23 protein-coding genes, 1 tRNA gene and 1 rRNA gene are annotated in these 19,955 nt (G+C 49.5%); 20 read left to right on the top strand and 5 right to left on the bottom strand.

Going from position 1 to position 19,955, the window contains the following annotated elements:
* Nucleotides 1-501: 501 nt before the first annotated feature.
* Nucleotides 502-1,176, bottom strand: coding sequence for an O-methyltransferase (locus METMI_RS0104120; protein ID WP_019864976.1), 675 nt, complete (start codon nt 1,174-1,176; stop codon nt 502-504).
* Between the two features lie 425 nt (nt 1,177-1,601).
* On the opposite strand from METMI_RS0104120, the gene METMI_RS0104125 reads away from it, so the two are divergent.
* The 15 genes from METMI_RS0104125 (at nt 1,602) to METMI_RS0104205 (ending at nt 10,596) form a co-directional block, all read left to right on the top strand.
* The gene (locus tag METMI_RS0104125) at nt 1,602-2,651 is read left to right on the top strand and encodes a tyrosine-type recombinase/integrase (protein WP_029151477.1); all 1,050 of its coding nucleotides are present in this window, start codon (nt 1,602-1,604) and stop codon (nt 2,649-2,651) included.
* Entirely contained in the window at nt 2,651-3,838 is a 1,188-nt protein-coding gene (locus tag METMI_RS0104130; protein WP_019864978.1) for a hypothetical protein, read from the top strand. Before METMI_RS0104125 ends, METMI_RS0104130 begins: the two co-directional genes overlap by 1 nt.
* Nucleotides 3,839-3,946: 108 nt before the next feature.
* Nucleotides 3,947-4,186 (top strand): hypothetical protein, encoded by a 240-nt coding sequence (locus METMI_RS0104135; RefSeq protein WP_019864979.1) that lies wholly within the window; start codon nt 3,947-3,949, stop codon nt 4,184-4,186.
* Nucleotides 4,187-4,495, top strand: a complete 309-nt coding sequence (locus METMI_RS0104140) for a hypothetical protein (RefSeq protein ID WP_019864981.1) — start codon at nt 4,187-4,189, stop codon at nt 4,493-4,495.
* Between the two features lie 146 nt (nt 4,496-4,641).
* Nucleotides 4,642-5,025 carry a GntR family transcriptional regulator gene (locus tag METMI_RS0104150; RefSeq protein ID WP_156829762.1) on the top strand — a complete coding sequence of 128 codons (384 nt, stop codon included), beginning with the start codon at nt 4,642-4,644 and terminating at the stop codon, nt 5,023-5,025.
* Nucleotides 5,026-5,381: 356 nt separating this feature from the next.
* The gene (locus METMI_RS0104160; RefSeq protein WP_019864985.1) at nt 5,382-5,975 is read left to right on the top strand and encodes a hypothetical protein; all 594 of its coding nucleotides are present in this window, start codon (nt 5,382-5,384) and stop codon (nt 5,973-5,975) included.
* Nucleotides 5,976-6,022: 47 nt separating this feature from the next.
* On the top strand, nt 6,023-6,418 hold the full coding sequence (locus METMI_RS0104165) for a DUF5681 domain-containing protein (protein ID WP_019864986.1): 396 nt from the start codon (nt 6,023-6,025) through the stop codon (nt 6,416-6,418).
* 37 nt (nt 6,419-6,455) lie between these two features.
* On the top strand, nt 6,456-6,638 hold the full coding sequence (locus METMI_RS0104170) for a hypothetical protein (protein ID WP_019864987.1): 183 nt from the start codon (nt 6,456-6,458) through the stop codon (nt 6,636-6,638).
* Nucleotides 6,639-6,641: 3 nt separating this feature from the next.
* A complete protein-coding gene (locus tag METMI_RS0104175; RefSeq protein WP_019864988.1) occupies nt 6,642-6,830 on the top strand; it encodes a hypothetical protein in 189 nt (62 codons plus the stop codon).
* Nucleotides 6,821-6,997 (top strand): hypothetical protein, encoded by a 177-nt coding sequence (locus tag METMI_RS26720; protein WP_019864989.1) that lies wholly within the window; start codon nt 6,821-6,823, stop codon nt 6,995-6,997. The genes METMI_RS0104175 and METMI_RS26720 overlap by 10 nt, the downstream gene beginning before the upstream one ends.
* Before the next feature lie 120 nt (nt 6,998-7,117).
* On the top strand, nt 7,118-7,690 hold the full coding sequence (locus METMI_RS25265; RefSeq protein WP_019864990.1) for a restriction endonuclease: 573 nt from the start codon (nt 7,118-7,120) through the stop codon (nt 7,688-7,690).
* Nucleotide 7,691: 1 nt separating this feature from the next.
* Complete coding sequence (locus METMI_RS23105; RefSeq protein WP_019864991.1) at nt 7,692-8,978, top strand: tetratricopeptide repeat protein; 1,287 nt, start codon at nt 7,692-7,694, stop codon at nt 8,976-8,978.
* Nucleotides 8,978-9,748 (top strand): J domain-containing protein, encoded by a 771-nt coding sequence (locus tag METMI_RS0104195; RefSeq protein WP_019864992.1) that lies wholly within the window; start codon nt 8,978-8,980, stop codon nt 9,746-9,748. The genes METMI_RS23105 and METMI_RS0104195 overlap by 1 nt, the downstream gene beginning before the upstream one ends.
* A 291-nt stretch (nt 9,749-10,039) precedes the next feature.
* Nucleotides 10,040-10,354 carry a DUF1902 domain-containing protein gene (locus tag METMI_RS0104200; protein ID WP_019864993.1) on the top strand — a complete coding sequence of 105 codons (315 nt, stop codon included), beginning with the start codon at nt 10,040-10,042 and terminating at the stop codon, nt 10,352-10,354.
* Entirely contained in the window at nt 10,351-10,596 is a 246-nt protein-coding gene (locus METMI_RS0104205; RefSeq protein WP_019864994.1) for a type II toxin-antitoxin system HicA family toxin, read from the top strand. Before METMI_RS0104200 ends, METMI_RS0104205 begins: the two co-directional genes overlap by 4 nt.
* Nucleotides 10,597-10,806: 210 nt before the next feature.
* On the opposite strand, the gene METMI_RS0104215 is transcribed toward METMI_RS0104205, so the two are convergent.
* Nucleotides 10,807-10,893: transfer RNA gene (locus METMI_RS0104215), tRNA-Leu, on the bottom strand.
* Between the two features lie 154 nt (nt 10,894-11,047).
* On the opposite strand from METMI_RS0104215, the gene queA reads away from it, so the two are divergent.
* Nucleotides 11,048-12,070 (top strand): tRNA preQ1(34) S-adenosylmethionine ribosyltransferase-isomerase QueA, encoded by a 1,023-nt coding sequence (gene queA / locus METMI_RS0104225; protein ID WP_019864996.1) that lies wholly within the window; start codon nt 11,048-11,050, stop codon nt 12,068-12,070.
* A 131-nt stretch (nt 12,071-12,201) separates the two neighbouring features.
* Nucleotides 12,202-15,642: a transcription-repair coupling factor gene (mfd, locus tag METMI_RS0104230; RefSeq protein WP_019864997.1), complete on the top strand. Its 3,441-nt coding sequence runs from the start codon at nt 12,202-12,204 to the stop codon at nt 15,640-15,642.
* 92 nt (nt 15,643-15,734) lie between these two features.
* On the opposite strand, the gene METMI_RS0104235 is transcribed toward mfd, so the two are convergent.
* A complete protein-coding gene (locus METMI_RS0104235) occupies nt 15,735-16,706 on the bottom strand; it encodes an IS1595 family transposase (RefSeq protein ID WP_019864971.1) in 972 nt (323 codons plus the stop codon).
* Nucleotides 16,707-16,794: 88 nt separating this feature from the next.
* Here METMI_RS0104235 and METMI_RS0104240 point away from each other — a divergent pair, with 88 nt between their 5' ends.
* Entirely contained in the window at nt 16,795-17,349 is a 555-nt protein-coding gene (locus tag METMI_RS0104240) for a DUF2058 domain-containing protein (RefSeq protein WP_019864998.1), read from the top strand.
* A gap of 318 nt (nt 17,350-17,667) precedes the next feature.
* On the opposite strand, the gene METMI_RS0104250 is transcribed toward METMI_RS0104240, so the two are convergent.
* Nucleotides 17,668-18,153: a hypothetical protein gene (locus METMI_RS0104250; protein WP_019865000.1), complete on the bottom strand. Its 486-nt coding sequence runs from the start codon at nt 18,151-18,153 to the stop codon at nt 17,668-17,670.
* A gap of 266 nt (nt 18,154-18,419) precedes the next feature.
* Here METMI_RS0104250 and METMI_RS0104255 point away from each other — a divergent pair, with 266 nt between their 5' ends.
* Nucleotides 18,420-19,376: a hypothetical protein gene (locus METMI_RS0104255; protein ID WP_019865001.1), complete on the top strand. Its 957-nt coding sequence runs from the start codon at nt 18,420-18,422 to the stop codon at nt 19,374-19,376.
* A 47-nt stretch (nt 19,377-19,423) separates the two neighbouring features.
* The gene (locus tag METMI_RS23115) at nt 19,424-19,618 is read left to right on the top strand and encodes an NfeD family protein (protein ID WP_083930168.1); all 195 of its coding nucleotides are present in this window, start codon (nt 19,424-19,426) and stop codon (nt 19,616-19,618) included.
* An 87-nt stretch (nt 19,619-19,705) separates the two neighbouring features.
* On the opposite strand, the gene rrf is transcribed toward METMI_RS23115, so the two are convergent.
* A 5S ribosomal RNA gene (rrf, locus tag METMI_RS0104265) occupies nt 19,706-19,821 on the bottom strand.
* Nucleotides 19,822-19,955 lie beyond the last annotated feature (134 nt).

Raw genomic sequence — 19,955 nt, forward strand, 5'->3', positions numbered from 1 at the left:
TATCTTGTGCTATTAGAGTTTAATATGAAAATCTTAAATGCTTGTGAAAAATTAAATATCTTTGCTTTCACATCATTTATATGATTAACGCTAATGGATTAGAGTTTATGTAAGTGTGGGATAACAAAAAACTTTAAGCCGTTTACCATCAACAAATTACAGCAAAGCCCTAAACTTATATGCCGTGATCGAGTTAAGCAATATTTAGACCTATTTTAGCGATACATCCGCTTTTTTTCTTTCCCCGGCCTGTAAATCCGCCATTACCCGATTTAACAAGGGTTATTGAAAAATTGGCCGGACACGTGATGGAGGAAAAACCACTATCCTATCAAACCTAAAACAGGATAGTGGTTTTTACAGGATTTTAAAGGGCATCAGGAAGGGATTGATTGACTATTTTTGTCACATATTGACAAAAATAGCGTGTGGCTTGCGCGCAAAAAGGCCATTGCTTAAAGCGTTAGCCAAAAGGCGGGCCACACCGGATAAGCCATTGGCTCACGGCATTTTCCGCCGCGCCACCACCACCCCATCACGGGTCGGGTTGATAAACGCATCAAATTCCGGGTCATTGAAAACCAATTCGTTATGCTCTTTGATGGCTTCTGTCCAGCCGCTAAATGCTTCGGTGTAATTTTCGACGGCCACCCTGCCCTTCCATAAGACATTGTCGGCGATATACAGGCCGCCAGGGCGGATACGCCCTTTCGCCATGCGCCAGATGTCCGGGTAATCGCCTTTATCGACATCGTTATAGCAAATGTCAAACACGCCTTCTGTCCGGGCGAACACCTCCTGCGCCATGCCGACTTGAAAATCGACCCTATCCCATAAATTGGCGGCGGACAGGTAGTTTTTGGCTTTTTCTTGGTTTAGGAAATCGGCTTCAGTACAAATGACCTGGCCTTGCCCGCCCACCGCTTTGGCAAACCAGTAAGCCGAATAGCCAAAGCCGCTGCCAAATTCAAACACGCGTTGGGCGTTGGCCATTTTTGCCAAGGTTTCCAGAAACGTGCCGACTAAGCGGCCTACGATGGGGAAGTTGTTTTTTTCCGCTAACGCCTCCATGTCGGCCAGCACGGGATGGTCGGTGGCTTGCACAAGACGGCGCATGTAGCTTTCGATAGCCGGATGCACGGGATTGATAGCAGGGGACTTTTGTTGCTCGGCCATTGCCTATTCCTGATGACGGGGTTGGGGTGATTAGAATATCGCAGGCAATAAAAAAGGCCTTACAATTTCTTGTAAAGCCTTTTATATTCTTTGGTACCGAGGGCCGGAATCGAACCGGCACGATGTCACCATCACCGGATTTTGAATCCGATTTAATCAAAAAACCATAACAAGCAGCAACAAATAATAACATTAAAATCAATATGTTGAATGCTTTGCTTTGTTGTCAATTATTGCCATTTATCACCATTTTTTATATTCAATTGCGCCAAAAGTGCGCCACAGCATTATAATACAACCCTAGAAACAAAGCGGCCTTGAGGGTGTACCACCACCAACAAGGCCTTACCGATTACTTAACAGACAGGGTTAAGCAATGGCTGATACATCATACCAAAGCCAGTTGCTATCCCATAGGGGCAATTATGGCAACCATCACAGAACGCACAGCTAAAGATGGAACTAAACGCTATAGGGCGGAAGTTCGGTTAAAAGGCTGTCCTACACAAACAGCAACCTTTAAACGTAAAACCGATGCTTCAAAGTGGATTCAAAATACTGAGAGCGCAATCAGGGAAGGCCGACACTTCAAAACCGTTGAGGCTAAAAAACACACATTCGCCGATTTAGCCGATAGGTACATCAAGGCCGAACTGCCCAACTACAACGAAAAAGAGCAAGCCGAGCGTAAAAGCAAGCTGACTTGGTGGAAGGATAAAATAGGCGTTTATTTGCTTGCCGATATTACACCGCCTTTAATTGTGGAATGCCGGGAATCATTAGGTGAAAGCCGCGCACCTGCCACCGTTGTTCGATACATGGCGGCGTTATCCCACGCCTTCACCGTTGCCGTGAATGAATGGCAATGGGTACATGACAATCCGGTAAAAAAGGTAAAAAAACCAACTGAACCCGATGGACGTGTCCGATTCCTGGATGATGACGAACGCGCCAAACTATTAACCGCCTGTAAGGAATCCTCAAACGACTGGCTTTATTTGTGCGTCATTCTGGCCTTATCCAGCGGCATGAGACAAGCTGAATTAATGGGCTTGAAGTGGCAGGACGTTAATTTAAAGGACGGCTTTTTAATCCTGCACAAAACCAAAAACGGCACACGGCGGCGCGTTCCCTTGGCTGGGCATGGCTTGGAGCTGTTACGGGAACACAGCAAGATTAGGCGGCTTGATACCGATTTACTTTTTCCCAGTAAGAACAACCCACAGAAACCCATTAATTTAAGAAGCGCCTTTGAATATGCCCTAGAGCGTGCAGACATAAATGACCTAAAATGGCATGATTTACGGCACTGCACAGCATCTTATCTAGCCATGAACGGCGCGAGCTTGGCTGAAATAGCCGAAGTGTTAGGACACAAAACATTAAACATGGTAAAGCGTTACGCCCATTTGTCGGACGGGCATGTAAGCAACGTGGTTGCCAGCATGAACCAAAAAATATTTGGCGGTGTGTGATGAATGTCGTTGTTAAGATTGAAGGCCGTGATGCTTTGCCAATATGGGTTCTGCCCTTTGTAACAGGTTGGGCATTATCGCCAGATATGCTCATTTATAGGTTGGTAAAGCCTTATCATGATGGCACTACACCTTTTCCGACAGCTTTCAACTTAGACACCAACAATACGCCGTCATCAATCCCTTCTGCACAATGGTATGAAATTAACAATCTAATTGAAAAACTTCAGAACGAAGTTAAAGGACAGCCAAAAACAGAATGGCGCAAACGTTCTATAGAAATAATCAAGCCACTGAAAGCCTATGTCTGGCTTGATGAATTTAACAACTGGTTTGAATGGTCACCTGAAATATTTACTAGGCATGGAAAGGATGAAATTACAGACGAGCCAATTACAGAGCCTATCGAATTGTGTTTTAACCCAATAATGAATACGGAAGATACGCGATATTTGAAACGGGAATATAACAGCCTGCCCGTTTCAAATGCAGCAGCTAACGGCGTGACAAAGTGGAGGGAATCTATAACCAATGGCTCACCAATAGACTGGGATTACTGGAAAGGCTTAAGCAATATAACACCAATTCAAGCCGCAAAATTGATATACGGAATAGACCCTATTAGGTGGCCTGATGACAGGTACGCGGCGAATAAGCCATACGATGCCAAATATAATGGTGAAAAAATAGATAGGGAACTTTCCCAAAAAATACAGGGACTTGAACAGGAACTAGATAACCATTCTCCAAAATGGAGCTTGGTTGACTTAGTTGGTTTTTTAGGCAAGGACGATACACCGTTTGGCATGTGGCAAGCGATAGAGGAGCAAGTTATAAACCAGGCGAAGTTTGGCAAAACGGAAACTAATGCTGACGCTGTAACTGTAGGCAAGGATGATAGCGCGGATAGGCAAGGCGATATAGAAACAGATTGGCAGAATGACACAAACCTTCTTAAGCTTGAAAAACAGCACAAGGCCATTCTGGAAGTTATTAAAATCAAAAAATTTGAACCGATGAGAATACCGGACGGCGAACAAGGAACTATCGAAAATATTTGTAGATTAGATTACCCTTTGCTTTTCGATAAAGAGAGTAGCTTTAGTACGGCTTGGAAAAAAGGCCGTAAATTAGACTTATTCAAGATGGCAAACCATGCCAGTTTTGCAAAACGCGGAAAACAATAAAACCAACAATTACCACCTTTTACTACTTCGTATTACCACCCGCCACACCTGAATAATTGCCGACAATCCGTGACAAAACGTGACGGTACTTTTCAATTAAAGGTAATTATGTCAGTAGAGCAGCAAACCGAAGCCGTGCAAACCGCATGGATTTATTCAACCGTCCAACAATTCACAAAACGTCACCCCGCTTTCACAGTTGGCGGATTACGTCATCAAATCTTCCACGCCGAAACTAACGAACTCGCCAAGTCGGGCGCAATTGTCCGCAACGGGCGGCGCATTTTGATAAAGGAGGCCGCTTATTTTAGTTGGTTAGAATCCCAAAGCAGTAAAGGGGTCAAATAAATGGGCGGCTTATCCAACAGGGCAGCATGGTCACTCCACGAAGTCAGGCAACGTTTAGAAGCTGGCGAAGAACTCAGTACGCTAGAACAAACTTTGGACGCTGGTGGTTGGCGGCTTGGCGCGACCATTCACCGATTGAAAAAGGAATTTGAATTGCCCATATTGAGTTATCGCAGGCAAGGATTTGGAAAAGTTGCGTTTTATCGACTTGTAAAATGTATGCACCAATCGGCGCAAGCAGATATTTTCGAGAAAAATGGCTTTCCCCCTGAAAATTTAGGGATTAGGGGGCAACATGGCGACCAATAAAAAACCTGCTCGGTGCGCCAACACCAGACAGGCCATTTTCAAAAAACTGCAAAGCCATATTACCCGAATAACTGGGCATGTGAAACCCATTTTAATCGGCTTATCTGATTGGCTAGCATTGCTATTGCCCTTTTAACGGGGCAACCATGTCAAAGCGGAAAAAGTCAAATCTGCCATTTGACCAGAGAGGCGGTGTTTTAGCCGTCTCAAGGGGGATGCGTGAACAGCCTGTTTACGAAACCATGCCTGCCGACGCGAAGGTGCTAATGGACTTGCTCCAAATGCAATGGCGAAATGAGAGGGCGGTTGCTTATGGAGTCCGTGAAGCCGCCGCCAAAATTGGCTGTGCGCCAAACACCGCCACCAAAGCGTTCAAAATCCTGCACGAACGCGGCTTTATTGTGTGTGATGCTGAATCCCTGTTCAACAGCAGAACGGGCAGTAAAACAAGGGAATGGCGGTTGACGTGGATGCCTTATTTAGGCTGTAAACCCACCCACGATTGGGAAAAATGGCAACCCAAAAATTGAAGCAACCGTATCAAAATGAGGTACACAAATCCGATTTGTGTGCTTCATTTTAAGACACAAAATATATTGAATCTGGTTTGTGTCTCAAAAAGTGACACGCAAAGTGAAAAAATCAAGGGGTTACAGAAACCTTGCGTACCACAATTTGATACACACCTACTATAACCATACCTACCCGTTTATTTAGGCCACATTCGTTAGCGGTTTTTTAAGTCGGCGGTCTTTAGGTGTTGGTGCATTATTATGCAAACACGCCCACCGATTGGGTAAAACTGTCTAGTGGATGATGTAGTGTTTTGTTTAATATGTTAAATGCGATAAAATAGGAGTCATTTAAAATATTAAACAGGTGCGCCATGCAATACGATGGAACAAGTAAACTCGGTGATGCCATAGCAGCCCTTTACGGCTGTTCACCGCGAAGCCATAATAAAATTGCTGAACTGGTGGCGCAAGCTAAAGCGGCTTTGGGCATGAACAGCAAAGCCAAAAAATTACCCGATGATGTCAAGTTGGCAATTTACCGCTGGCATGTTGAACACTTAAACCCTGTTCAAGATATTAAACAAGTCGATAGCGTACATAAAGAACCTGTTGAATCCCTAGACGATGCCATTGTTCAAAATATTAAACAAAGTTCACCGGACAGCCTTGTTCAAGATGTTAAACAGGAAATTGTTAATCAGGATGATGACCTAGACAGCCCTGTTTATGATTTTAAACAAATACACTTTGCCGTCACCTTTAGCCACCAAGGGCAACCCAAGCGTACCACAGTGATGCTTGAAGGTTATTTAGTGAAAGCGTTACAGCGTAAATATGGCTTGACTGATAACGCGGCTGTTCGGGCATGGATTGAACAGGCTATTAAGTCCGATGGCGAGAGGTTTGATAGCTTTGCACCGCTCACCCGACAAGTTAAGCGCATGATGATTGAATCATTTGTTTAATATGTTAAATGCCTTAAATGGACTGATAAAAGCAGAAAGCAAACAAGATGCCCACACCTAAATTTAAGCCTGGACAATCTGGAAATCCCAAAGGCCGCCCCAAGGACAAAACCCCCGCCACCCTATTTAGGAAATCTATTGTTGACGACATGCCCGACATTATCGGCAAATTGGTGGAATTGGCAAAAGCTGGCGATGTGCAAGCCGCCAAGGTGTTGCTGGACAGGGTTTGCCCGACGCTTAAACCCCAAGCCATGCCGATTAACGTCCCCGTCAATGGCACATTGTCCGAACAAGGCGGCGAAATCATCAAGGCCACGCTGGCGGGGCAGATACCGCCGGACATGGGCAGCCAATTAATCACCGCCCTGGCGGCACAGGCCAAAATTATCGAGGTTGACGAACTGACCCGACGCATTGAAGCCTTGGAGTCAAAACCATGAGCATCAAAAACGGCCTGCTCTCAGGATGGGGCGGGACATGAACATCAGACAGCGGCTAAACAAACTGGAAGCGCGGGGGACGTATGGCGAGGTTGCCGTCATCATCAGCAAACTGGGCGAAAGCGCGGACGAAGCCTGTAAACGCTGGCAAGCCGGGCATCCCAACGTACATCCCGTGCAAACCTTCCTGGTGCAGTTTGTCGGGACAGCGTGGGAATAACTGATGGTGTTAAAAAACCGTATCATCAAGCTGGAACAACGCGAGGCCGCCAAAGCCAACGGCGAACCTATCCGCCTTCCTGGCGAAACCCTCACCGCATTTAACAACCGCCGAGCGGCGGCGTTCAGACAAAGCCTAGGCAAATGCCGGACAATGCTGGATGTGCTAAGGGAAAACTACCAATGGCCTTAAAGACCCGAATCGACAAGCTTGAAAAGTCCCAATTAAAATTAAATCCATACATGGCAGAATTAAGAAAAATGTCTGATGAAGAACTGTTAGCCGAACTGGCACGGGTAAGGGCTAGAGCTGCAATGATGGGCTGTCCTACTGACGACATAAAAAATGCTCCCATTTGACGCTATCCTACACAGGTGTTAGGCTTAAACCGTTTCCGTCGATTGTAAAGCCAACTGTTTAGCACTTGTCTACATTGCCAGACAAATCCCCTAAAAATTTCCGGTCAAATCAGGTAACCCATGTTCGGTATTTTTTCCCTCTTCAAGCGCGTATTTGACGATACCCCGTCAACCCCGCCTATTGCCGAACCACAACCACGCCAACCAGATGCGCGAACCCGCCACCTGCAAAATAGCTTAGACTTTGCCAAAACCCAACACCACACCCTAAGCCAAAAACAACGCGAACAGGAATATTGGCAACACGAATACGGCAAACGGCAAGCCGCCGAACTGAATCAACTCAGCGGTACAGAGTTTGAAAACTATCTAGCCGGATTATTCCGCGCACATGGCTACCATGTCCAGCTAACCCCTACGTCCGGCGATTACGGGGCAGATTTGCTACTGACCCGACAAGGCGAGCGCATCGCCGTACAGGCCAAATGCTATCGCGGTAGTGTCGGTGTAGCCGCCGTGCAAGAAGCGTTATCAGGTATGGCCTATTATCAATGTCACAGCGCATGGGTGATTACCACAGGCAATTACACCCCCAATGCCATCGAACTTGCCAGACAATCCAAAGTACGTTTACTGGATAGCACCGAATTGGGTAAATTGATTAGGCAACTTGAAGACAGGGCAGGTAAATAACATGGCTGACCAATTGCCCATTATCCAAACAGCCCGCCATGTTACGGTGGCAGATAAAAAATCCACCACCTTATTGGGACGTGGACTGGCGGCGATTCAAAGCCAAAAACTTGCCATTGTTGAACAAGATAAGCGTTATCGGCAAGCACGGGATATTTATAACCGGATAACAGATTATGGCTATACAAGCCGCTTTGATTGCCAGTTAATGCCTAAGCTAAGCGTTCAGGCCGATTTGTTTGAAGTTAATCGGTTACAACCTTTTTATGGCATGCTGCAACAACTGGCTGATGTGTATAAAGTCTTTCAACAATTGGCTGATGAAGGTTATGGCAAAGCCTATTTTCCGCTTGCGTGTATGTTTAACGGTGGACAAGGAATAAGCAAAGATGATGAAAAGCATGATTATTACAGTAAATTAGCCTTCGATTGGTATTTCGCTAATCAAGCCTTGGATGATTTGGAGGTATGGACTGATTTAGGTTGGATGTATGACCATTTTAATGAAGTAGAGCAGGACGATGAGAATACATTGAGTTACTGCAACTTTATTGAAAAAAACCACGAAAATGCCCCAATTAATATATGGGAATGGTACGAAACAAATGGGCAACCTGAAGATTATGAATACAGAACGGTTGGTTTAGCTATGCGTTGGTATCGTCAAGCCGCTGACCGAAGTTATGCGAGAGCGCAATATAATGTAGGCTTCACCTACGAAAATAATCCTGAGTCATTAGAAGATTTTGACGTGGCTGTGCTATGGTATCGAGAGGCCGCTGAACAAGGCTATGCAGCGGCTCAATGCAATTTAGGCTCGATGTACCTATATGGATGCGGCATGGAACAGGCTGATGATAATGAAGCAATATTTTGGTTTCAAAAAGCAGCCGAACAAGGTCATGCAGATGCTCAATTCAGCTTAGGCTTGATATATGAAAATGGATATGGTGTAGAACAAGATTTTGACAAAGCAATATTTTGGTATCAAAAAGCAGCTGAACAAGGCTGCGCAAATGCACAATACAATTTAGGGAATATTTGGGAAAGCAATCAATCTTTAGGGTTTGAGCAAAACGATATTGAAGCTATATTCTGGTATCGAAAAGCAGCCGGGCAAGGCCACCCAAACGCACAATGCAATTTAGGCTCGATGTACCTAAATGGATACGGTGTGGAACAGGACGATGATGAAGCCGTGTTTTGGTATCGGAAGGCCGCTGAACAGGGTGATGCAGAAGCACAAGAAAACCTCGCAATACTAGGCATTAACTGGAAAGAAACATAATGCTACCCGAACAACAAGAACTTACCCGCCTGGAAACCGAACAGGCTGGACTTGAAGAACAAGTCATATCCGCCGAATTGACGCTGGAAACCATAAAATCCGAGCTATCCCAGTTTCAATACCACTACAATCAAACTATTGGACGGTTGTTTGTTGAGTTGGACGAGTTGGACGCAAAAATTGCCTTGGTGGAAGCCGGATTACATCCTGATGATGTCGAGGCACAATTCCGCGCCCAAGCCGCACAAGCGCAAGCGCAAAAATCAGCCGAAGAAGCGGGGGTGATTGAAAGCAAACCACCGCCACCGGAAATCACACCCGAAATTAAGCAAGCATTTCGCCAAGCCGCCAAGCTGATGCACCCTGACCGCGCCACCACCGATACGGAACGTGAACGCCGCAACGTGATGATGGCTAAAGTTAATCGGGCTTATGAGGTAGGGGATTTGCCAATGATTGAAAAATTGATTGTCGAATTCGGTGAAGACCCCGAAGCGATAAAAGGCGAAGATGTAGGCGCACGGTTGATAAAAGCAATTCGCCGTATTGCCCAGCTACGCCGCCGCTTTTCAGAAGCCGAAAAGGAACTTGCCGAGCTGCAACAGCATGAGCTTTACGAGTTAATGGCAACTGTGCAAGAAACTGAAGCAATGGGTGGCGACACATTAGGCGATTTGACACAGCACCTGATGCAGCAAATTTCTGAACGCAAAATCCAGTTGGAGATGTTGCGCCATGCTATGGATGCCAATTCAGCCGCAATTATTTGATTGTCTGCTTATCAAATGCGTGAAAAATCATTTACCCCAGTCAATTCATAGTGTCCATTTACTTTAAAAACATTATTGTCTACCGTAATGCTGAATGTGATGTATTTAGCCGTTGTAATAATGTTTCTATCCATAAGTTGCCGAATTAAACTGCTTTGCATGATAATGTAATCGCTAATCGGCCTGCCTTTTACATCCCGCCTTACTACGAATACTTTTGCGCGTGGTGTACTTATTTACAGTTGTTTCTAATACAATGTTACAGACTAGATAACTCAAGAGAAAGCACCCATGACACCCAACCAACTGATAATAAAATGTTTTGCCGAACAAGAGGCTGATTACTGGGTTGCGGTATGCTTGGACTTTAACCTTGCTGCACAGGGCGACTCTTTCGAGGAAGTGAAAACCAAGCTCGAAGCCATGATTGCCGAGTATGTTTTTGACGCCCTGGCAGGTGAAGACAAGCCTTACGCCGCGCAATTGTTATCAAGGCACGCCCCGTTGTCTTCATGGCTTAGATACTATTTTATCAAGCTGAAAATCACGTTGCTGCATGGCGCGGGGCGTGTGTTCGATGAAACTATGCCGTTAATTCCTGCATGAGCGGTGAATTTCCGCCGCTGACCTGCAAGGACATTAAAAAGATTCTCGCCTATCTTGGCTTTGTTGCCCGCCCCCAAAAAGGCACTTCCCATGAACAATGGGTAAAAGAAGCAAACGGCAAGCTGTATAAAGTAACCGTTGATTGCCCAAAATCACCCTTCTCGCAAACGCTTATCAAAAGCATGGCTGAACAAGCCGGATTAAAGAAGAAAGATTTTTACCGGATATTCAAACAGCTTTAGCCGCCCCGATAACATAAACCTGTTTGGACATGTGGAACTTGTAGGCAATCCCTAATAAAGCCGCCTTAATTGGCGGTTTTTTGTGCCTGGGATTTAGGCAATTGTTGCGGTTTATTATGGCTGTTTTTTTAGAAGTGCGCCAAAATTGCGCCATTTTTAACAGGCAATAAAAAAGGCCTACATAAAAAATATGTAAGCCTTTGAATTCTTTGGTACCGAGGGCCGGAATCGAACCGGCACGATGTCACCATCACCGGATTTTGAATCCGGCGCGTCTACCAGTTCCGCCACCCCGGCAAAGAACCGACATTATAGGCATGTTTTTTAAAATTGCCAAGCAATTTTTCATATTTTCGTCATTAAATTATTTTTGCTTGGGAAACAGCGGTTTTTGCCTTAAACGGACGGGATATTTTGGCTGAACCCGCCCAAGCTGATAACATGGCGGGCTATGAAAAAAAGTGACTTTTATTACGACTTACCCGATGCGCTGATTGCCCAGCACCCTTTGGCTGAACGCACCGCCAGCCGCTTGCTGTGCTTGAACCGTGATTCTGGCGTGTTGGCCGACAAACAGTTCAACGATTTTATTGATTTGCTTAAGCCTGATGATTTGCTGGTGTTTAACGACACCCGTGTCATTCCGGCGCGGCTGTGGGGCAATAAAGCCAGCGGCGGCAAGGTTGAAATCTTGATCGAACGCATCATTGATGAGCATCACGCGTTGGCCCATGTCCGGGCCAGCAAAGCCCCGAAAGCAGGCGCTGTCATCCAGTTGCCGGAAGGCCTGGCCTGCACGGTCGAAGGCCGCGAAAACGACTTGTTCCAGTTGGTGTTTGACGGCGGGCAAACCGTGCTTGAAGTGCTGATGCAAATCGGCCATATCCCCTTGCCTCCGTATATCACCCGTGACGATGACGCGGCCGATTTCAGCCGCTACCAAACCGTGTTTGCAAAAACCGCCGGGGCGGTCGCCGCCCCGACAGCCGGGCTACATTTTGACCAGGCCTTGCTGGACAGCATCCAAGCCAAAGGCGTGCGCTCGGCGTTTGTGACCTTGCATGTCGGCAGCGGCACCTTCCAGCCAGTCAGGGTTGAAAATCTCGCCGAACATGTGATGCACAAAGAACATTTCAACGTGCCACCGGAAACTGTCGCCGCAATTGCACAAACCCGCGCAAGATCAGGCCGCGTCATTGCAATTGGCACCACCGCCGTCAGGGCATTGGAATCGGCGGCAAGAACCGGGCCTTTTGCCGCAACGCTGGGCGACACCCGGCTGTTCATCACTCCTGGCTATACGTTTAAGGTGGTCGACGCCTTATTGACCAATTTCCATCTGCCAGAATCCACCCTATTAATGTTGGTCAGTGCGTTTGCAGGGTATCGGCCGGTCATGGACGCTTATCAACACGCTATCAACCAAGGCTACCGGTTTTTCAGCTATGGCGACGCGATGTTTTTATACCGTTGATGTGGCCGCCGTAAAAACCAGGGTTCCGGCGCCATTGCCCAAACAAATAATGGCACATCCCATCCCCGCCTTTTCAAATACGGTAACATCGTGTGTTGTATAATCGCATTTTTGTTTAACCGCTTACCGTCATGCCCGAATCCTTAATTTTTTCCCCCGCGATCCCACAAACTAAAGGCCAAACCTTGGTATGGCCAGGCTTGACGGGCTGTGCCGACGCCTTGGCCTTGGCGGCGGCGATTGCCAAAGAAAAACGCTTGTTCGTGATCATCACGACCGACAACCAAACCGCCTTGAGGCTAGAGCATGAGCTGGCGTTTTTCCTTAACAAGCAATATCCCATCCTGCATTTCCCCGATTGGGAAACCTTGCCCTACGATGTGTTTTCGCCGCTACCGGAAATCACCTCCGAGCGCCTGAAAGTGTTGGCGTTGTTGCCGGAAACCAAACGCGGCGCCTTGGTCGTGCCCGTCACGACGTTGATGCACCGCCTCGCCCCCCGCGAACACGTCCTGGCGAACAGTTTTGCCATTAAAGTCGGCGATGACTTTAATTTGGAACTGAACCGCCTGAAGCTGGAAAGCGTGGGTTACCAATGCGTCTCACAAGTTTACCAACACGCTGAATTCGCCGTGCGCGGGGCGATTGTCGACTTGTTCCCCATGGGCAGCTCCGTACCCTACCGCATTGAGTTGTTTGACGAAGAAATCGAATCCATCCGCACCTTCGATCCCGAAAGCCAACGCTCGTTGGAAAAAATCGACCTTATCCAATTGTTCCCGGCACGGGAATTCCCGTTCACCGATGACGCGGTCAAACATTTTAGGCAAACCTTCCGCGAGCAATTCCCGCAAACGTCCAGCAAAAACACGCTCTATGCCGATGTCAGCAAAGGCTTGGCCTTCAACGGCATCGAATACTATCTGCCACTGTTTGTCACGCAAACCGCGACTTTGTTTGATTACCTGCCCACTTCGGCAATCGTTGTGGACACCGACTGTTTTGCCAAGAATTCGGCGGCGTTTTACGCCGATGCGCAGGAGCGTTACGAGCAGCGTAAATACGACCTGGAACGCCCGCTGTTAAAACCAGAACAACTGTTTTTGTCAGCAGAAGAATTAGCCGCCAAAGTCAGCCGTTTTGCACGCATCACCTTGGAGCCCAAAACGCTGGCCGGCAGCCCCTGCAAAACCCTGCCGGATTTGGCCCTCAACGCCAAGCTCGAACAGCCAGCCCAACGCCTGCAACAATTCATTACCGGCTTTGCCGGTAAGACGCTGTTTGTCGCCGAATCCGCCGGACGCCGGGAAGCATTGCAGGATAAGCTGCGGGCATGGCGGATCAGCAGCAAACGCGTGGACACCTGGCAGCAATTCCTGCAGTCCGAAGACGCCGTGTGCCTGGTGGTCGCACCTGTGGAAAACAGCCTCTGGCTGGATAACCCTGCGCTGGCCATCATCACCGAACCCCTGTTGTCCGGCGAAAAAATCCAACAACAGCGCAGGCGGCGCAAATCCGCCGCCCGTGAATTGGAAGCCATTGTCAACAACCTCACGGAATTGACGATAGGCTCGCCCGTTGTCCACCAGGAACATGGCGTAGGCCGTTACATGGGCTTACAGACCTTGACCATCGGCGGCATTCCGGCGGAATTCCTGATGCTGGAATACGCCAATAACGACAAGCTCTATGTGCCCGTGTCTTCGTTGCATGTGATCGGACGCTATACGGGCATGAGCCCGGACACCGCACCGCTGCATAAGCTCGGCGGCGACCAATGGAGCAAGACCAAGAAAAAAGCCATTGAGCGTATCCGCGATGTCGCCGCCGAATTATTGGAAATCCACGCCAAACGGGCCATCAAACAGGGTTACGCGTTTGCGGTGGAAAATACCGACTACCAGGCCTTTGCCGACGCCTTCCCGTTTGAAGAAACCCCTGACCAGCAAACCGCGATAGACGCGATAGTCGAAGACATGGCCTGCCCGCAACCGATGGACCGCGTGATTTGCGGAGATGTCGGCTTCGGCAAGACGGAAGTGTCGATGCGGGCGGCGTTTATCGCCGTGCAAAGCGGCAAACAAGTCGCCGTGCTGGTCCCCACCACCTTATTGGCGCAACAACATTACCAAAATTTCTGCGACCGTTTCGCCGATTGGCCGGTGCGCATCGAGGTCATGTCGCGCTTTGTTTCCGCCAAACAGCAAAAGGAAATCACGGAGGCCTTGGCGGAAGGTAAAGTGGACATTATCATCGGCACCCACACCTTGTTGTCTAAGGAGCTGAAATACAAAGCCCTCGGGCTGGTCGTGATAGACGAGGAACACCGTTTCGGTGTCCGGCAAAAAGAGCATTTCAAAAAACTGCGCAACGAACTGGACATGTTGACGCTGACCGCCACGCCGATCCCGCGTACTTTAAATATGGCGTTATCCGGCCTACGCGACATTTCCATCATCGCCAGCCCGCCGCCTAACCGCCATGCCATCAAAACCTTCATCAGCACATGGGTGGACGCGCAGATCAAGGAAGCGTGCCTGCGCGAAATCCGCCGTGGCGGGCAGGTGTTTTTCCTGCATAACGATGTCAAATCCATGGACAAAATGGCGCGGGAACTGGAAGCCCTGCTGCCGGAAGCGCGTATCCAAATCGCCCACGGGCAAATGCCGGAACGTGATCTGGAGCGCATCATGCTCGATTTTTACCACCAACGCTTTAATTTGCTGTTGTGCAGCACCATCATCGAAAGCGGCATCGACATCCCCAGCGCGAACACCATCATCATCAACCGCGCCGACAAACTGGGCTTGGCGCAATTGCACCAATTGCGCGGACGGGTCGGACGGTCGCACCATCGCGCTTACGCCTATTTCATCGTGCCGCCGAAAAACTTGATGAGCAAAGACGCGGTTAAACGACTGGAGGCGGTCGAAGCGTCCGGCGATTTGGGCGCGGGTTTCATGCTGTCTTCACACGACATGGAAATCCGCGGTGCAGGGGAATTGCTTGGCGATGACCAAAGCGGGCAAATCCAAGAAATCGGCTTTACCTTATACACCGAATTGCTGCAACGCGCCGTGGACGCGCTCAAATCCGGCAAACAACCGGAATTGGACACGCCGATGGACAAAGGCCCGGAAGTTGATTTGCAGGCCGCCGCACTCATCCCCGAAGATTATTTGCCCGACATCCATGCCCGCCTAGTGCTGTACAAACGCATTTCCAGCGCCGAAACCGCCGACGATTTGCGTGAGCTGCAAATCGAAATGATCGACCGTTTCGGCTTGTTGCCGGATGCGGTGAAAACCTTGTTCAGCGTCACCGAACTGAAACAGCAGGCGGAAAAAATGGGCATCAAAAAAATTGAAGCCAACGTGGCAGGCGGGCGCATCGTCTTTACCTCCACGCCGACGATTAATGCCGAGCAGTTAATAAGCCTAATCCAAACCCAAGCGCAGGTTTACAAGCTGGATGGCATGGATAAGCTGAAATTTAGCCAAGCTTTTACCAGCATTGAGCAGAAGGTTGACTTTGTCCGGGAGCTATTGAAGAAATTGGCGTTGGCAGATTAATGTCAAAACTGCCAGCCGCTGCCGGAACGGCTCACCCCATCCAGCCTTATCACTTTCGCGGTTGAAACCAACACTTATAACCTAAAAAATGGCTATGTTTGCGTTAATAGTTGGAAAGGTACGCAACGCCCCACAGCGGCTTGCAGGATGACGCCGGGGGTGATTTGTTCGCCCCATCGCTCCAGTCCGCGCCGCCAGCCCAGATAGTTATCAAGGTATTTGGTGGCGACCCCATGGAACCGCCGCATCCAAGTTTTGAGGCGGCTGTCATACGCATTGACATTTTGGATGTGGTAAACCCCGGCCAGCACACGAATCCCCGCCGATAGGTTCAATGCACGATGCGCAATACCCGCCTGACGCGCCGCGCCTTTGAGACTTGCGCCGCCATCGGTGCATAGCACGGCGTCCGCTACGACGACGCGGCCAATAATGGGCGCCTCTTCGGCTTGCGTGGCCGCCGTCAGTTTGAAGTCGGTGGTGGTACCATGACGGTCACGTAGCACCAATACCGGCACTTGACCGTCCCCCGTCCCGCGTTGATGGGCCGCATGGCCACGGCGGTGCGGCGGCCTTGGTAACTGTCGTGAGCCTTTGAATGACAACGGAAAATAGGTTTCGTCCGCTTCGACAATGCCGGTCAAGCCAGTCGCCTTCAGCCCGGCCACCTCGGTGAGAAAACGGTGCCGCCAGCGAAAGCTCGTGGTTTTAGCCACGCCACAACGCTCGGCGGCTTTACGGACGGTGAGCCCTTCAATCAAGGCTTGGCTATAATCGAACCAGCGCTCTTTATGCCGCAACCGCGCAAGCGGGGTGCCCGTTAAAGCATTAAAACATTTTCCGCAGTCCCGGCAGCGGAACCGCTGTAACCCCGATTGCCTGCCCCAGCGGCCCAGTCGCCCGCTCTGGCAATGCGGGCACGGGCGCAGGTGTCCGCTCTCCAATTCACTGACGATGGCTTCACGGGATTCCGCCGCATTCAGCTGGACGAGCACGGCTGTCCGTTGCTTTCGGGTGAGGCGGCCCACCCCTTCCAACCACTCGCAATAGGCTTTTGTCTTCATTGTTCCACCCCCTGTCCCAATGAGACCAGGGTGAGTACAAAAGTTCAGATTCAACTATTAACGCAAACATAGCCTAAAAAATGCCCCCATGAGCAAACAAAAACTATCCCTACAAGAACAACTCTTAAAATCGGGCCTGGCAAGCTCCGCACAGGCAAAAAAAGTCCAAGCGGACAAACGCAAGCAAAGCCGGATGCAAACCCACAACAATGCCACGGTAGTTGACGAAGCTAAAGAACTGGCCTTAAAAGCCCAAGCCGAAAAAGCCGGGCGTGACCGTGAACTAAACCAACTTCGCCACCAGCAAGAAGCGCAAAAAGCACTCGTTGCGCAAGTCAAGCAATTGATCGAACAAAACCGCCAGCGGCAAGATCCTGACGGCGTGGCATACCGCTTCACCGATAATGGCAAGGTCAAAACCCTGTATCTGGGCGAATCCCTACGCGAGCAGGTCATTAAAGGCCGTGCCGCCGTGGTCAAGTTTGAAGGGGCGTATGATGTGGTGCCAGCGGAAGCCGCCAAGAAAATCGGCGAACGTTTGGCGGACTGCGTCATCGTCTGTTTCCAAGCGCAACCGGAAGTGGCTAAAGCAACCGACGACCCGTATGCCGGATTTGAGGTGCCTGATGATCTGATGTGGTAAAAAAGGAAGCCAGTTGGTTAACATCAAGCTGTAACCGTATGCCTTAACCGGATGAAACCCATAAAGCCCAAACTAACCCTAACAAGCGCTGAGGGTTCAGGGATATGCTTGGAAAATTGAAGGTTTTCCAGAAAAGCGCCATCAATTGAAATATTTTGGATCTGGAATATTCCAATCCGTTGGATTAACGCGCCGCTTGTTGCCAATGTAAAAAATTCGTTATCACCTAAATCCGCCCCCAAAGCCTTATCTTTATCTTGCCCTTATCCAGCACCCCACACCAGAGACTGGCGTCGGACGCCCCAACATGGGATCCCGTCAATGATAAAAATATTGTAGGAAAGCTTTGGCCCTCGCTTTAACGGCGGCTTTTACCATGACACTCAATTTATAAATGGCCGAATCGTGCACGAGCTTGTGCGCCCACCGTAGCAGGCCGGTAATAGCGTCATACAACTTGGCAAACCAAGCGAACGTAAGCAATGCAGGCCGCACCAATTTAAACACTCGCGCCACCAATAACGTGCCAATCAATTTCGCAACAATTTCAAGCAAAATGCCTTCGCCAATACGTCCATGGGCCAACAAAAACAGGGCGAAAATATTGATAGGGGTCACGATTGCCAGGGGGATAAACAAAGCCAGCAAAGCTTGCGGTGGCGAGGCCTTCATCAGCCGTTCGTCGAACTGTTCCAAATTAAACGCGCGGGCCAACCACTGCCCGGCGACAGTGAGCATGTCCCAAAGCCATTCTTCAAAGATAACCAGAATGGCTAGGATCGTGAGCATTAGTTTTTTCAGCATTTTTTCACCTTAATACGCATAGAGAGACAAAACCCATCAACACCTTGTCCACCATTTTAGCAGCTCCGAACAATCCCACCCTGTTTTCGATAGCCCGATTGAGGTTACGATGTGCATATCGCACAGATAATGCTGCGCTTTTTCACTTACCATGCGTAGGGACAACATTTGTTATCAACAGGCATAAATTATTTTCAGGCCATCAGCTCGTAATTGACAAATCACCCGCTTAATAATAGCGCTCACGCACAACATGGGGAAAAAATATGATCATGAAAAAACATGGGGTTATCGCATTCTGTTTAGCCAATTGTCTGTTGTCAGCAGTTTGGGCTTGTGACACAGCGACAGGCATTAATGCAAATTTACATGGAAACCGCCTTTTTCCGGCCGATAACCCGTGGAACCAGCCGATTGACAAGAAACCTGTCGATGCGAAATCATCCATCTTGATCAATCAGATAGGCACAAATGTGCCGTTACATCCTGACTTCGGCGCCAATGCGTACTGGGATGACGGCAAGCCCTTCGGGATACCCTTTATAGTTGTGTCTGGCGTGACACCTAAAGTGCCGGTTACATTTGACATCAGCGATCAAAGCGATCCTGGGCCTTATCCAATCCCCAGCAATGCGCCAATTGAAGGGGGATCCCATTCAAAGGGTGACCGGCATGTTCTGGTTCTTGACCAGGATCACTGGAAACTTTATGAAACCTGGAGTTCATACCCACAAGCTGACGGTAGCTGGAAAGCTGGTTCCGGTGCCGTTTTCAACCTTACTTCAAATGCCCTGCGTCCGGCTGGATGGACGTCGGCCGATGCGGCAGGTTTGCCGATTTTACCTGGCTTGGTAAGGTACGATGAAGTCTATCTACAAAAAGCAATCAACCATGCAATCCGCTTTACTGTTGAACAAACACGCAGGGCTTATGTTGCCCCTGCGCGGCACTTTGCCAGCAGCAATACCGGCACCAACTTATTGCCTATGGGTGCGCGATTGCGCTTGAAAGCCAGCTATGACATCAGCACGTTTCCCGCACCTGCCCAAGTCATCCTCAAGGCGTTAAAAAAATACGGGATGATCGTCGCGGACAACGGCGGCAACCTGTACATATCGGGGACGGCTGACAGCCGTTGGGATGACGACGCCCTGGACGCCCTGAAGCGGGTCGGGAACACGGATTTTGAGGTGGTGGCCATGGGGGTGCCAACCACCAAATAGTTCCATAAGAGGCAAGGGGCGCAACGCCAGCAGGTGCCGGGCATTATATCGGCCGGGTGTTCGAGCTTTACGAGGCGGTCGAAAACGGCCAGGGCAAGATCAAGGTTGACGATTCCATCTGGAAGGTGTGTGGCGAGGACTGCGGCATCGGCACCAAAGTGAAGGTGGTGGCGGTGGACGGCACCGTTTTCCGGGTCGCCCCGGTTGGCGGAAAGGGCCCGCAGGCCGGCGCCGGCCTATGACGGCTTTGCCGCCCCGGGCCCGGGGCAGAAACGGCGGGCAAAAAAAAGCCCGCCCCCGGTTGAGGGGGCGGGCTTCCTGGGTTGGGCGCTTGGCGATTCCCTACTTTCGCATGGCAAACCGCCACACTATCATCGGCGCTAAGCGGTTTCACTTCCGAGTTCGGGATGGGGTCGGGTGGTTCACGCTCGCTATGGTCACCAAGCAATTCGGTGTGCCCGGCGCTCGCCGGGCGGTGCGCGCCCCCTCCCGGGGGCGCGCGCGGAAACCTGTAAAGTCCATGTGTCGCCCGGGGCGGCGTCAGCCGCCCCGGGCCTTGGCCTGGCCACCAGGCCGATT

It is taken from the genome of Methylovulum miyakonense HT12 (assembly GCF_000384075.1).
GTDB classification, from domain to species: domain Bacteria; phylum Pseudomonadota; class Gammaproteobacteria; order Methylococcales; family Methylomonadaceae; genus Methylovulum; species Methylovulum miyakonense.

What these genes read in the sequence shown, in the direction of transcription:
- METMI_RS0104250 (WP_019865000.1), bottom strand. Translation starts at nt 18,153, where the DNA reads ATGCTGAAAAAACTAATGCTCACGATCCTAGCCATTCTGGTTATCTTT.
- METMI_RS0104200 (WP_019864993.1), top strand. Translation starts at nt 10,040, where the DNA reads ATGACACCCAACCAACTGATAATAAAATGTTTTGCCGAACAAGAGGCT.
- mfd (WP_019864997.1), top strand. Translation starts at nt 12,202, where the DNA reads ATGCCCGAATCCTTAATTTTTTCCCCCGCGATCCCACAAACTAAAGGC.
- METMI_RS0104140 (WP_019864981.1), top strand. Translation starts at nt 4,187, where the DNA reads ATGGGCGGCTTATCCAACAGGGCAGCATGGTCACTCCACGAAGTCAGG.
- METMI_RS0104235 (WP_019864971.1), bottom strand. Translation starts at nt 16,706, where the DNA reads ATGAAGACAAAAGCCTATTGCGAGTGGTTGGAAGGGGTGGGCCGCCTC.
- METMI_RS0104175 (WP_019864988.1), top strand. Translation starts at nt 6,642, where the DNA reads ATGGTGTTAAAAAACCGTATCATCAAGCTGGAACAACGCGAGGCCGCC.
- METMI_RS23105 (WP_019864991.1), top strand. Translation starts at nt 7,692, where the DNA reads ATGGCTGACCAATTGCCCATTATCCAAACAGCCCGCCATGTTACGGTG.
- METMI_RS0104255 (WP_019865001.1), top strand. Translation starts at nt 18,420, where the DNA reads ATGATCATGAAAAAACATGGGGTTATCGCATTCTGTTTAGCCAATTGT.
- METMI_RS0104205 (WP_019864994.1), top strand. Translation starts at nt 10,351, where the DNA reads ATGAGCGGTGAATTTCCGCCGCTGACCTGCAAGGACATTAAAAAGATT.
- METMI_RS0104120 (WP_019864976.1), bottom strand. Translation starts at nt 1,176, where the DNA reads ATGGCCGAGCAACAAAAGTCCCCTGCTATCAATCCCGTGCATCCGGCT.
- queA (WP_019864996.1), top strand. Translation starts at nt 11,048, where the DNA reads ATGAAAAAAAGTGACTTTTATTACGACTTACCCGATGCGCTGATTGCC.
- METMI_RS0104135 (WP_019864979.1), top strand. Translation starts at nt 3,947, where the DNA reads ATGTCAGTAGAGCAGCAAACCGAAGCCGTGCAAACCGCATGGATTTAT.
- METMI_RS0104170 (WP_019864987.1), top strand. Translation starts at nt 6,456, where the DNA reads ATGAACATCAGACAGCGGCTAAACAAACTGGAAGCGCGGGGGACGTAT.
- METMI_RS0104195 (WP_019864992.1), top strand. Translation starts at nt 8,978, where the DNA reads ATGCTACCCGAACAACAAGAACTTACCCGCCTGGAAACCGAACAGGCT.
- METMI_RS0104160 (WP_019864985.1), top strand. Translation starts at nt 5,382, where the DNA reads ATGCAATACGATGGAACAAGTAAACTCGGTGATGCCATAGCAGCCCTT.
- METMI_RS0104125 (WP_029151477.1), top strand. Translation starts at nt 1,602, where the DNA reads ATGGCAACCATCACAGAACGCACAGCTAAAGATGGAACTAAACGCTAT.
- METMI_RS0104130 (WP_019864978.1), top strand. Translation starts at nt 2,651, where the DNA reads ATGAATGTCGTTGTTAAGATTGAAGGCCGTGATGCTTTGCCAATATGG.
- METMI_RS26720 (WP_019864989.1), top strand. Translation starts at nt 6,821, where the DNA reads ATGGCCTTAAAGACCCGAATCGACAAGCTTGAAAAGTCCCAATTAAAA.
- METMI_RS0104240 (WP_019864998.1), top strand. Translation starts at nt 16,795, where the DNA reads ATGAGCAAACAAAAACTATCCCTACAAGAACAACTCTTAAAATCGGGC.
- METMI_RS0104150 (WP_156829762.1), top strand. Translation starts at nt 4,642, where the DNA reads ATGTCAAAGCGGAAAAAGTCAAATCTGCCATTTGACCAGAGAGGCGGT.
- METMI_RS0104165 (WP_019864986.1), top strand. Translation starts at nt 6,023, where the DNA reads ATGCCCACACCTAAATTTAAGCCTGGACAATCTGGAAATCCCAAAGGC.
- METMI_RS25265 (WP_019864990.1), top strand. Translation starts at nt 7,118, where the DNA reads ATGTTCGGTATTTTTTCCCTCTTCAAGCGCGTATTTGACGATACCCCG.